This window comes from Solibacillus sp. FSL W7-1464, assembly GCF_038004425.1.
GTDB lineage: Bacteria > Bacillota > Bacilli > Bacillales_A > Planococcaceae > Solibacillus.
The window spans coordinates 2,038,321-2,050,570 of sequence record NZ_JBBORC010000001.1; the positions used below are offsets into that span (position 1 = coordinate 2,038,321).

Annotated in this window: 15 protein-coding genes; 7 read left to right on the forward strand and 8 right to left on the reverse strand. The window is 40.2% G+C overall.

Annotated features, from left to right (window positions below):
• Nucleotides 1–76 precede the first annotated feature (76 nt).
• Together MKZ25_RS09895 and MKZ25_RS09900 are read left to right on the forward strand one after the other, a co-directional pair.
• On the forward strand, nt 77–619 hold the full coding sequence (locus MKZ25_RS09895; RefSeq protein ID WP_340801316.1) for a cysteine hydrolase family protein: 543 nt from the start codon (nt 77–79) through the stop codon (nt 617–619).
• Between the two features lie 172 nt (nt 620–791).
• A complete protein-coding gene (locus MKZ25_RS09900) occupies nt 792–1,049 on the forward strand; it encodes a GlsB/YeaQ/YmgE family stress response membrane protein (RefSeq protein WP_340801317.1) in 258 nt (85 codons plus the stop codon).
• Nucleotides 1,050–1,103: 54 nt separating this feature from the next.
• Here MKZ25_RS09900 and MKZ25_RS09905 read toward each other — a convergent pair whose 3' ends face one another.
• Nucleotides 1,104–1,787, reverse strand: coding sequence for a lytic transglycosylase domain-containing protein (locus MKZ25_RS09905; RefSeq protein ID WP_340801318.1), 684 nt, complete (start codon nt 1,785–1,787; stop codon nt 1,104–1,106).
• Between the two features lie 142 nt (nt 1,788–1,929).
• On the opposite strand from MKZ25_RS09905, the gene mscL reads away from it, so the two are divergent.
• The 3 genes from mscL (at nt 1,930) to MKZ25_RS09920 (ending at nt 4,779) form a co-directional block, all read left to right on the forward strand.
• On the forward strand, nt 1,930–2,322 hold the full coding sequence (mscL, locus tag MKZ25_RS09910) for a large conductance mechanosensitive channel protein MscL (protein WP_340801319.1): 393 nt from the start codon (nt 1,930–1,932) through the stop codon (nt 2,320–2,322).
• Between the two features lie 181 nt (nt 2,323–2,503).
• Complete coding sequence (locus MKZ25_RS09915) at nt 2,504–3,619, forward strand: methionine biosynthesis PLP-dependent protein (RefSeq protein ID WP_340801320.1); 1,116 nt, start codon at nt 2,504–2,506, stop codon at nt 3,617–3,619.
• Nucleotides 3,616–4,779 carry an aminotransferase class I/II-fold pyridoxal phosphate-dependent enzyme gene (locus MKZ25_RS09920; protein WP_340801321.1) on the forward strand — a complete coding sequence of 388 codons (1,164 nt, stop codon included), beginning with the start codon at nt 3,616–3,618 and terminating at the stop codon, nt 4,777–4,779. Before MKZ25_RS09915 ends, MKZ25_RS09920 begins: the two co-directional genes overlap by 4 nt.
• Before the next feature lie 55 nt (nt 4,780–4,834).
• On the opposite strand, the gene MKZ25_RS09925 is transcribed toward MKZ25_RS09920, so the two are convergent.
• Nucleotides 4,835–5,572: a DUF4362 domain-containing protein gene (locus MKZ25_RS09925; protein WP_340801322.1), complete on the reverse strand. Its 738-nt coding sequence runs from the start codon at nt 5,570–5,572 to the stop codon at nt 4,835–4,837.
• Between the two features lie 202 nt (nt 5,573–5,774).
• On the opposite strand from MKZ25_RS09925, the gene MKZ25_RS09930 reads away from it, so the two are divergent.
• Both MKZ25_RS09930 and MKZ25_RS09935 read left to right on the forward strand, forming a co-directional pair.
• Nucleotides 5,775–6,713 (forward strand): ring-cleaving dioxygenase, encoded by a 939-nt coding sequence (locus MKZ25_RS09930; RefSeq protein WP_340801323.1) that lies wholly within the window; start codon nt 5,775–5,777, stop codon nt 6,711–6,713.
• A gap of 45 nt (nt 6,714–6,758) precedes the next feature.
• Nucleotides 6,759–7,235: an LLM class flavin-dependent oxidoreductase gene (locus MKZ25_RS09935; RefSeq protein ID WP_445326863.1), complete on the forward strand. Its 477-nt coding sequence runs from the start codon at nt 6,759–6,761 to the stop codon at nt 7,233–7,235.
• A gap of 91 nt (nt 7,236–7,326) precedes the next feature.
• On the opposite strand, the gene MKZ25_RS09940 is transcribed toward MKZ25_RS09935, so the two are convergent.
• The 6 genes from MKZ25_RS09940 to MKZ25_RS09965 all read right to left on the reverse strand — a co-directional run bounded on the left by MKZ25_RS09940 (nt 7,327) and on the right by MKZ25_RS09965 (nt 12,248).
• A complete protein-coding gene (locus MKZ25_RS09940) occupies nt 7,327–7,917 on the reverse strand; it encodes a hypothetical protein (RefSeq protein ID WP_340801324.1) in 591 nt (196 codons plus the stop codon).
• Nucleotides 7,917–8,729, reverse strand: a complete 813-nt coding sequence (locus tag MKZ25_RS09945; protein ID WP_340801325.1) for a hypothetical protein — start codon at nt 8,727–8,729, stop codon at nt 7,917–7,919. Before MKZ25_RS09945 ends, MKZ25_RS09940 begins: the two co-directional genes overlap by 1 nt.
• A 125-nt stretch (nt 8,730–8,854) precedes the next feature.
• Complete coding sequence (gene ssuE, locus MKZ25_RS09950) at nt 8,855–9,388, reverse strand: NADPH-dependent FMN reductase (protein WP_340801326.1); 534 nt, start codon at nt 9,386–9,388, stop codon at nt 8,855–8,857.
• 14 nt (nt 9,389–9,402) lie between these two features.
• On the reverse strand, nt 9,403–10,725 hold the full coding sequence (locus MKZ25_RS09955) for an LLM class flavin-dependent oxidoreductase (protein WP_340801327.1): 1,323 nt from the start codon (nt 10,723–10,725) through the stop codon (nt 9,403–9,405).
• An 11-nt stretch (nt 10,726–10,736) separates the two neighbouring features.
• A complete protein-coding gene (locus MKZ25_RS09960) occupies nt 10,737–11,864 on the reverse strand; it encodes an LLM class flavin-dependent oxidoreductase (protein WP_340801328.1) in 1,128 nt (375 codons plus the stop codon).
• Nucleotides 11,865–11,876: 12 nt separating this feature from the next.
• Nucleotides 11,877–12,248 carry a chemotaxis protein CheY gene (locus tag MKZ25_RS09965; protein WP_340801329.1) on the reverse strand — a complete coding sequence of 124 codons (372 nt, stop codon included), beginning with the start codon at nt 12,246–12,248 and terminating at the stop codon, nt 11,877–11,879.
• Nucleotides 12,249–12,250 lie beyond the last annotated feature (2 nt).

Below are 12,250 nucleotides of genomic sequence, written 5' to 3' on the forward strand. Positions count from 1 at the left end.
TAATTAATATTTTCACCCACATTTTTTTAGTAACCATGGCATAATAACGTTACAACGAATAAGGAGTGAATTACAGATGAAAAAAGCATTAATCGTCATTGATTATACGTATGATTTTGTAGCGGACGATGGACAGTTAACTTGCGGAAAGCCGGGACAGGCCATTGAAAAGAATATTAGTACTTTAATAGAACAGTTTATTCAGCAAAATGATGTTATCGTATTCGCAAATGATTTACATAGCGAAAACGATCCATTTCATCCTGAATCAAAATTATTTCCGCCCCACAATATAGTAGGAACTAAAGGTCGTGAACTCTATGGTTCAGTGAATGAGCTATATGAAACCTATAAAGATCGCGTTATTTCATTTGATAAAACTCGTTATAGTGCATTTGCAGGGACAAATTTAGATATCTTACTTCGGGAACGTAGCGTGGAAGAAGTTGTACTTGTCGGAGTATGTACAGATATTTGCATTTTGCATACAGCAGTGGACAGTTATAATTTAGGCTATAAAATTACAATCCCGGAACATGCCGTGGCAAGTTTTAATGAAAGCGGACATATATGGGCGCTTGGCCATTTCAAATCATGTTTAGGTGCTTCTATTATTTAATGTAAAAATATTACACCATATTACTATTCCATATAAAGTAATCTTACTTCCATAATTTCCGAATCAGCTTAAAAACTTCCAGCTAAAAATATGTTTAAGCTTTCGTCTGAAAGGAAATAAATAACTAGATGCAATTATTATTCAATATTTTTAAACAAAGGAGATGGACAGTATGATGAGTTTCATTTGGTTCTTAATTATCGGAGGTATTCTAGGTTGGTTAGCAGGTGTAATTTTAGGTAAAGATGTACCAGGCGGTATTATCGGTAATATTATTGCAGGTATCGTCGGTTCATGGATCGGTAGTATGATTTTAGGTAACTGGGGCTGGAAAGTTTCTGACTTCTATGTATTCCCAGCATTAATTGGTGCCATTATTTTAATCTTTATCGTAAGCTTTATCCTTCGCTCAATGCGTAAAGCAACATAAACTGGATTTCTGCATCTGGAATAAATAAAAAGTGTGACTTAGCGTCACACTTTTTTATTTGTCTTCATCAAGCGCAATTTGTTTCAGCTGATTGCCGTAATCCCTGTATTGCTTATAGTAATATAAAATATCTTCCACATAGTCATCACTATGATTATACTGGAATATTGCTTTTTTCAGTTGCCCTTCCTTTACACCGGCAATCGATAAAAATTTTGCTGCACTGAATACGGCGTCTTCTATATCAAATGGATCAGCAATGCCGTCATCATTTGCATCAACACCATATCCGCCATATTTTTTTATTATGGCAGGATTTGTTTTATCATGCTCCGGGATGTTCCCCTGCCCTAAATCTTTGCATGAAGGATGTTGCCAGCCTACAAAAGTGCATGGCATAAATTGAAAATGCCCTTCTGCACCAACCGGTGAGATAAGTGTTTTCATAGTGGAAAAACGGGTTTCTACACGATGATGTGCCGCAAGAAGCGTCCATGGAACACCGTATTGCTTTTCTGCTTCGACGTAAACCGGGATATATTCGATTGGAATTTCCAAATCAAACTGTTCCTGGATTTGCTGATACACTGTTTTTTCGGTAAAGGGCCAAACACGAAGCTGCTGCCAGCTGGAATAAGCGACAATATATACCGTTAAAGTGATAGGGAGAAGCAAAATAATCAATAAGATTTTAGTTTTTGGGGAAAGTAAAGGGTTCTTTTTCTTGCTTTTTGCCATATAAGCCACCAATCTTTAAGACGAAATAATGTTGTTAACTATCATTCTACTAGAAAAGCAGGTAATATTCACTGTTGAAAATTTATATCGCAATGTATAAAATTAGACTTTGTTTACTAAAGATAAGAGGAGTTGCTAGATTATGTGGAAAGACTTTAAAGAATTTGCTATGAAGGGCAATGTTATCGATTTAGCGGTTGCAGTAGTTATTGGTGCTGCATTCGGTAAAATTGTTACATCATTAGTTGAAAATATTATTATGCCGCTTGTCGGGATGCTGACTGGCGGAATCGATCTGACAAACGAATGGAAGTTCGGACCAGGTGAAGCCCAAGTCGCATTAGGCGTATTTGTTCAATCGATTATTGATTTCATTATTATCGCATTTGCTATATTCATGGCACTACGATTACTGACGAAACTGAATCGTAAAAAAGAAGCACAAGTTGTAGAAGAATCAACTCCGGAATTGGATACTAAAGAAGAACTGCTGAAAGAAATCCGTGATTTATTAAAAAACGAGCAAGCTAAATAAAATTTATTCATCCTAGCGTACTATTAAACGTATTCTAGGATTTTTTGTTTTTTAATTTAATTATCCCTTATTCTATTCATTCGTTGTTTCTACTATTGTTCCTTTTATCTGTTCATGATAAATTGATGTAATACTCGATTCATTCGAAATGTTTAGCAAATTCATGTAAGGAAGTGTATTCATGTCACAACGTTCAATTGAAACAAAGTTAGTACAGCTCGGAAACCTGAGTGATGCCAAAACAGGTGCGATCAATCCGCCGATTTATATGTCGACTGCTTATCAGCATACTGGGATTGGTGAATCGACAGGCTATGATTATACACGAACAAAAAATCCAACTCGTACGATACTCGAGCAAGGGATCGCAGAGCTGGAAAACGGCGATGCCGGATTTGCATGCAGCTCAGGCATGGCAGCTGTCCAACTTGTCATGTCATTATTTAAACCGAACGATGAATTAATCGTTCCGGAAGATTTATATGGCGGCACCTATCGCCTGTTCAAAACATTTGCGGAAAACTACAATATTAAACCGGTTTATCATCCGTTTACTAATGTTGAAGAAGTTGAAAGTTTAATCAATGAAAATACGAAAGCATTGTTTATCGAAACTCCGACAAATCCATTAATGCAGGAAATCGATCTTGTCGCATATGCGGCACTTGCGGAAAAACATAATTTATTACTCATTGTGGACAATACATTCTACACTCCATATTTCCAGCGTCCCCTTGAATTGGGTGCACATATTGTTTTACATAGTGCAACAAAATATATTGGCGGACATAATGATGTTTTGGCGGGCCTAGTCGTTGCAAAAGGTTCTGAATTATGCGAGAAGTTAGCATTCTATCATAACGGCATTGGAATGGTGCTTTCACCAATGGATTCATGGCTGCTGATTCGCGGACTGAAAACATTGCATTTACGTTTAAAGCAGCATGATGCGAATGCAAAAAAAGTGGCGGCATACTTGGCTGATGAACCACTTGTGACAGATGTACTGTATACAGGTAAAGGCGGCATGCTGTCATTCCGTGTCAAAGATTCCTCAATGGTCAATCCGTTTTTAAAAGGAATCAAGCTGATAACATTTGCAGAAAGTCTTGGCGGCGTGGAGAGCTTTATTACTTATCCTGCTACTCAGACGCATGCCGACATGCCTTATGAGGAACGTGTTGCACGTGGAGTATGTGACCGATTACTCCGTTTTTCAGTAGGTATTGAAGAAGCAGAAGATTTAATCGCGGACTTAAAACAAGTTTTCGATTCGTTACGAGGTGAATTTGCATGACAAACCGCATTGAAACAGCATTAGTTCATGGGGCCATCCGTGAAGGCTATGCCGATAAAAAAGGTGCTGTAAACGTACCGATGTATTTATCATCGACTTTCCATCAGGAATCAATCGATGAATTTGGCGAATATGATTATGCTCGTTCGGGAAACCCGACACGTGCTGCATTGGAAAAGGCAATTGCCGAACTGGAAGGCGGTAGTCGAGGATTTGCATTTGCTACAGGAATGGCTGCCGTATCAGCCTGCTTTATGATTTTATCTGCAGGCGATCATATCGTTATTACCGAAGATGTTTACGGTGGTACGTACCGCTTTGTTACAAAAGTATTGCCGCGCTATGGTATTACCCATACATTTGCCGATTTTACCGATATTGAAGCAGTAAAAGCAGCTGTACGTCCTGAAACGAAATTAATTTATATGGAAACACCATCGAACCCTACATTAGGAATCACAGATATTCGTGGTGTAGTTGAAATCGCAGAACAACACGGTGCGCTCACGTTTTTAGATAATACATTCATGACACCTCTGCATCAAAAACCGCTTGAATTAGGTGTGGATGTTGTGATTCATTCCGCTACGAAATTTTTATCAGGGCATTCCGATATAGTGGCAGGCCTTGTTGTTACAAAATATGAAGCACTCGGCAATGAAATTTATTTCGTTCAAAATTCATTCGGTTCTGTACTCGGTGTGCAGGATTGCTACACATTAATTCAAAACATGAAAACGACGGCTGTGCGTTTTAATGAAGAATCACGTGTTGCAATGCGCATCGCACAGTTTTTACATGCACATCCATTAGTAGAAAAAGTCTACTACCCTGGACTCCCTACCCACCCCGGGTTTGAAATTCATGCTGCACAGGCAACTTCAGCGGGTGCAGTCTTATCGTTTAGTTTACCGAATTATGACATTGCAAAAGCATTTGTCGAAGCGATGAAAATTCCGGTATTTGCGGTTAGTCTTGGCGGTGTGGAATCAATTTTATCGTACCCTGCCAAAATGAGTCATGCAGCAATGGAGCCCGAAGAACGTGCAAAACGCGGAATTACTGATGGTTTGCTGCGCTTTTCAGTCGGTTTGGAAAATGAAGATGATCTGATAGAAGACTTTACACAGGCATTGGAAATCGCCAGTAACATAAAATAATGTGAAGGCCGAAAAAATCTACTGAAACGGATTTTTTCGGCCTTTTGTTACGTCCTTATTCACTTGTTACCGATAATAAATTGATTTCATAGCCACCTTCACATGATGTAAAATTATAATCAGTCAATGAACCCGTAACATCTTCAGTCAATTTATCACACTGATAATTTTCAATATTTTTACTTCCCCAATTATCTTCGCGGTTATCGACTTCGATGTTATACTGCCCTTCCTGATATTCAACTTTCCAGTAAATTGGTGCCCCTTCTATCGTATAGCGCGTCAATTCCAATGACGCTTGTCTTTTTTCGTCGGTATCTTTTAAAAACTGATGCAATAACTCCAAATTCTCGATCTGACCATGCTGATCAATAACACGATCCTTCCCCATTATATTTTGTTGAAGCAATTCTTTAAAAGGTTTTCCGAATTTCCCCTGTAATTTGCCAAACCCTTCTGATTTAACATTGCTCATAATGGTCATCGAATTGTCTTCTTCAAACCAGATTTGATATTCGTTAATACGTTCGGGCATATTTTGTTCAACTTCAATAAATAAACTTAAAATAATATCTTCATGCGTTGCCATTTTCGGTTCAGTATTCGGCTGCCAATCTGTTTTAGATAAATAACTTGTGATATCTTCCAGCTCTTTTGGATCATGAATGATTATTTCGTCGGCAGCTGAATTTTTAACGTTAATGACGGCCCATTCAAGAGTTGCTGAATGCTGCATCGTATCATTACATCCGGCTAAAAGAAGCAGCAAGCCATATGCGAGTAGTCTTCTCAATAAATCCCCTCCTCTAATATTAATAGACGGATAAAAAGGTAAATAGTTACAATATTTATTTATTTCGAATTCGAGATATTTTTCTTGTCGTCGAATCCGTTGAGTAGTAAAGTAAGAGGTAAGAAATCTCTTGATTAGTTGCCTTTTTGAAATGTAGTTCAAAGAACATACAACGCAGTAAATTATTATTGGAGGAATGACCATGTATACAATTCCAGGACATCATCATATTTCGATGATTACAAAAAATGCACAGCAGAACAACAAATTTTACCGCGATATTTTAGGATTACGCCGTGTTAAAGTAACGGTCAATCAGGATGATACATCCATGTACCATCTCTTTTATGGTGATAAAACAGGCAGTCCGGGTACAGAGCTTTCCTTTTTTGAAATCCCGTTAGTTGGCCGTACTCACCGAGGCACAAATGCCATTACAAAAATCGGTTTGATCGTACCAAGCGTCGATAGCCTGCAATATTGGGTGAACCGACTGGATGAATCCGGCGTTCAACATGAAGGCATCGCAACGTTTGCCGGTCGCCCTGCACTTCTTTTTGAAGATGAAGAAGGGTTACGATTGGCACTTATCGCTTCACCAAATACGAAAGTTAAGCATTGGGAAACATATGAGAAATCCACTGTTCCGGTCGAACATCAGATTCAAGGGATGGGCATTGTTGAAATAACTGTAAAAAATAAAGGGAAACTGGTTCGAACATTAACTGAAATCTTTAACTATGAATTGAAGATTCAAGACGAAACAACTGCCCTCCTCCAATCGATCGATGATGAAATGTTTGGGGAAATTTACATTGTCGAACAGGACGGACCTTCGGAAAAACCTGGCCGCGGCAGCATTCATCATTTGGCCATTCGTGTGAAAAATGACGAAGAACTGGCGTATTGGGATGAGCAAGTAAAGGCGCGAGGATATATGTCATCGGGCATTGTCGACCGCTTTTATTTTAAAAGCCTGTATTTCCGTGAGTCGAATGGGATTTTATTCGAAATTGCGACGGATGGACCAGGTTTTATACGCGACGGTGATGTGGATTCGCTCGGTGAACAGCTGGATTTACCTGATTTTTTAGAACCACAGCGTGAAGCGATTACAGCAAAATTAAAGCCGATTTTATAAGGAGTCAATGATCATGGAACAAGATCGCATCAATGAAAAAACGGGATGGAATTTGGACTATATACGTTAGGTGACCATATTCCGAATCCTTTAACAGGATCACGCATTTCCGCGCAGCAGCGCATTCAGGAAATCATCGAAGCGAGCCGATTGGCAGAACAGGCTGGGATTGATGTATTTGCAGTCGGTGAAAGCCACCAGCAATATTTTACAACACAGGCACATTCGGTCGTACTCGGTGCAATTGCGCAGGCAACGAAAAGCATTAAACTGGCAAGCTCTGCGACGGTGTTAAGCGCAGCGGATCCAGTCCGTGTTTACGAGGATTTTGCGACAATTGATTTAATTTCGAATGGCCGTGCAGAAATTGTTGCAGGTCGCGGCCAATACGAGCTGTTTGGCATGCAGCGCTTCATGGCTCAAATCGATTTCGGCGGAGTGCCGTTTGATAAAGTAATGAAAAATATCGAACTGATCGGTAACGAAATCATCCCGGCGATTAAAAAGTATACAGCGAAATAAAATAATACCCATCCGTTTCTTTTAAATGAAATGGATGGGCTTTTTCGATAATGCTTTATGAACTCTATAAAATGTGCGGTATAAATGAACGTTATTTAGGCTCTGTTATCGGCTCCAAATTCATATCGGAACTAGATGCCTCGTCCGATTCAATCATCTTACCGTATTTCATCATTTTATAGCAGTATACGATAAACCGAATAATGCTGATGAATAAGATGATAGCACCTATTACGAATATAATACTTAACACTACCCAATCAATATGGACCAGAATATAGTTTGCTGTCATTAAAAACCACAAACTGCCAATCAGCCAATTTTTCACCCTTTTCGTGTACTCCATATGCGGTGTCTGTTCAACAAAACTGAAGCAGACCCCAAAAATATAATAATAAAATATGAGGTTTGCGAAACTAATAATGAATTCGTAACTTATTAACAATTCTTGCGGCAACCCCGAAAAGATCCCTTCCATTACCGGCATTTGAAATACAGATAGAATCCCAACAAGCCAGCTTAACCTGAAAGCGGTTTTGCCGTATTTTGAATCAGCATAATTTCGAATCGCATATGCAATCACAATAAATCCAATAATATCCGGAAGCCAGTCAATGACGATTTGTATGTCCAAGATAATCATGAGGTATCCAATTAGCAACCGAGCAAAAAATTGATGCATTAGCGATCCCCCATTTTCTGTACGAAATTTTCAATCCATTGTTCAGATGGTGGATTATCCATAAAAAATCTCAAATTTCCAGCAAAAGGCTTCCCTGTATCAAGTGTTCCCCTTAAAATGATATCGGTGTACATCGATGGCCAGAAACGATAATTAGATGATGTACGGATTGATAGGTTTTCCCCTTTTTCTGTAGTATACGGAAGTGCTAGTGGCCTCCCATCTTTATAAATATCGATATTCTCTAATGGGAAGGTCGATTCGATTGATTCGAACGTTGCTATTTCTCGGACAGTAAATGTCGTAAGTGCACCATCCTCAACTAATTCATGGTGTTGCTTTACTGTAAGCGGTTTACCGTTATATTTTTCCATTACCGCTACATTCAGCGGAAATGTTTGCTTGTATCCGTTTGAAAATACAGCTGTCGCCTCATCTAAGTCTAGTAGCAACTCGAACATATTTTCTTCCACTTTAAATTGGGCCGTATGCAAATCGTAATATTGGTACGTTTCCATTTTTGTATCTACTTTAGTATTTATAGGATTAAAGTAAAGATCATTGTTTTCGTTTAGCGAGCTCAACTGCAACTGTAAAATACCTGCCTTAATATATGGTATCCCCACATCCTCATTGCGATTTGTTATGTAACTAACCGTTATGAATTGCTCTTCCTCGCTACCTTCCAGCAGAACTTGTGAGTCAAACGGAATGATGAACGGTTCTTCAATTGTTTTGCTATGTAAAACTACGGTGCTGCTTATAAAAACGAGCAATGTTACTGCAAGCATTGCCATGAAACGTCTGCTCAATCAAGCCACCTCCTTTTGTATAATAATAGCAAAGTTGGAAGTATCATTCACCTGTTTCATAAAAAAGCGGGCAGTATACGAATAAAAAACCCCGCGAAGGAAAAAACTCCTTCACGAGGTTCATTTTAGACAGTTACTTTGCTTTTGGGTGCAACACTTTCCCACACCTTTTCGATGCGTTCTTTTGCTGTTTCTTCCAATGTAAAGCCATTGTCTGTCTTCGTTACTTGGGAATCAACGATATAAATCGGGCTTGAAATGGTTGTCGCTCCTAAAATCGAAAGTACCGGCTTCAATGAATATTCCAGTGCCAATAAATGCGCGATTGACCCGCCGATTGCAACTGGAACGACAGTTTTGTTTTCCAGCCCTTTTTGCGGCAGTAAATCGATGAATGTTTTCAAAATGCCAGTATAGGAACCTTTATAGATCGGTGTCAGGAAAAATACGATATCGGCCTCCCCCACTTTGACAATTTCTTCGGCAATCGCTTCACTCGCATAGTTTGCAGTAATCAGATCTTCTGCAGGAAGCTGATGAATCTGAATTGTTTCATGAGCAATGCCTTGCTGCTCAAGCAATGATTCGATTGATTGCTGAACACCTGTTAATCGGGAAGTCACACTGTTTCCACCATTAATTAAAATCGCTTTTGACATGATTCACACTCCTCCTAAATATTTTGTAAAGTATAACGGGATGGGACTTGTTTTAACCCTAAATTCTCACGTAACGTCTTACCTTCATATTCTGTACGGAATACCCCGCGCTTTTGAAGTTCAGGAATAACCAGATCAATAAAATCGGTAAAGCCGCCCGGGAAATACGGTGGCATTAAGTTGAAGCCATCCGCAGCTTCCTGATCTACCCACTCAATTAACTGATCCGCTATTTCACTTGGCGAACCAAAAATAATACGGTGACCACGTGAACCGGCGATACGTAAATACAGTTCGCGAATCGTCAGGTTTTCACGTTCCGCCAGCTCGATGATCAGCTGCTGACGGCTGCGGTTGCCGTTCGTCGGAGGAATGTCTTTCGGCAATGGGCCATCCAGGTCATGTTGCGACAGATCCACACCTAAATAATCCGCTAAAAAGTCCAGGCCAATTTCCGGTGTAATCAGCTGTTGCAGTTCTTCGTATTTGGCATAGGCCTTTTCTTTCGTTTCCGCCACATAAATCGATACGCCCGGCATGATTTTAATATCTTCGCGGTCACGTCCTGCTGCAACTGCCTTGTCTTTCAGTTTTTTATAAAATTGTTGTGCGTCTTCAAGCGTCTGCTGTGCAGTGAAAATAACATCCGCTTGTTGTGCGGCAAGAGTCGTACCGGCTTCCGATGAGCCCGCCTGCACTAGAACCGGTCTTCCTTGAGGCGGACGCGATGAATTTAACGGACCGCGAACCGCGTAAAATTCACCTTTATGGTTTAGCGTGTGCAGCTTCCCTTTTGTAATATATTCACCGGTCTGTTTATTGCGTGCCAATGCATCATCTTCATAGGAATCCCATAATCCTTTTACTACTTCGACAAATTCATCTGCCCGTTCATAGCGTAGTGAATGATCCAGATGCTGATCCTTGTTAAAGTTGCTTGCTTCTGCCGAATAGTAACTTGTCACAATATTCCATGCAGCACGGCCGCCGCTTAAATGGTCAAGCGAAGAAAACTTGCGCGCGATATGAAATGGTTCATTGTATGTTGTTGAAGCCGTAGCTGTTAAACCGATATTTTTCGTCACAGTTGACAGGACACTCAGTAATGTAAGTGGTTCAAAACGAACTTGTTCTGCCGGATGTGAAAGCTCGTTGAAAGACAAACCGTCACTTAAGAAAAGCATATCCAATTTCCCTTGCTCCGCTTTTACAGCAACTTCTTTAAAAAACTCGACATTCTCGCTTGCGTCAGCCTGTGCTTCCGGATGGCGCCATGAAGCGATGTGATGCCCTGTACCCATTAAAAATACGCCTAATTTCATTTGTTTTTTTGTCATTTGCGTACCTCCTACACTAACTGCTCTTCGCGTTTAGCCAATATTTCATGAACGAGTGGAATGACCTTTTCGCCAATCTCTTCGATTACTTCCAAATGCGGGAAACCGCGCAGCAGTACTTTGTCAAAACCTAAATCGACGAACTCCACGATGCGTTCAGCAACCTGCTGTGGTGTGCCGACAAGCGCAATCGAGTTGCCCGATAACACTTGTGTTAACCCTGCCCAAATATTCGGTGCAATGATGAAATTATTGTCTTTTGACTCCAGCATCAACTGATGAAGGCGGCTCACACCTACTGCTCCGTTGCTTAAAGTATTGGCATGTTTTGCTTCCAGTACTTCCGGGTCCACTTGGCTAATAATTTTGTTCGCATTTTCAAACGCAGCTTCTTCTGTATCACCCAATACAACCTGGAATGAAACACTGTAGGAAAGATCGCGATTTTTTTCTTTAGCCAGTTTAACAACTGTTTCCAGCTCTTCTTTTGTCGTTTCCAATGTTTCGCCCCAAAGCATGTAGACGTCAGCCACATCTGTTGCGACTTCCTTTGCAATCGGTGATGAACCACCGAAGAAAATCGGAGGCGCATTTTTAACAGGCAATGGCAGGTTTGCACCTTTTAATGTGTAGAATTCACCATCGTAATCAAACGTTTCCCCGTTAAACAGGCGTTTTAAAATTTCAATATACTCACGCGTACGCTTATAACGATCTGTATGCGATAAGAAATCCCCATCATTTTCAAGTTCCTTTGGTGCACCGCCTGTTACGACATTGACAAATACACGGTTATTCGACCAGTAGTTGACTGATGAATATTGTTTTGCCAGCTGGGTAGGCGCAGTAGAGCCAGGTCGAACTGCAATCAGGTAATTCAATGTCTTTGTATTTGCCGTCAAATGGGATGCAGCAACCAATGAATCTACACAGCTTCCGCCAATTGGTAACAATAATGTCGAGAATCCGGCTTTTTCAGCAGCCTGTGCAACTTTTGTAATATACTCCACAGAAGGTTCACGATCCGAATCAACACCGACACCTGACCATGTTTGTGCACCTTTATTTGACGTTTGGTTTCCTACATATTCACTATCGCCTGAAGTTGGCGCCATCGTAATAAACTCTACTTTTGTCATTTTAATTCCCCCTTATTTTGTAACCGGTGCACTTGCTACTACTTCATCAGCCGGTAATTCGTTTGATTGTTGGATTGTGCCTGCTTTCAACTGTTCTGCCACCTGTGCAAATGCTTGATTTGCCGGAATATTAATAAATGAAATTTGTTCTTCCTGTGCTTTTTTGTAAGATAGTTCGCAGAAAGTTTCAGGCGGGGCAACAAAAGTTGTCGCTCCCAGCTCAATTGCTTTACGTAATGTTGCGCCGCGGCGTCCCTCTGTTAAATCAAGTGCCGGATTACGCAAATCTTCTACAGAATGGTCCTGCTGAATAATACGTAAAATCGTTCCTTCCACAATCGGTGTTACAATACCTTCATCATTTACTACAACTGCAATCGCCATGT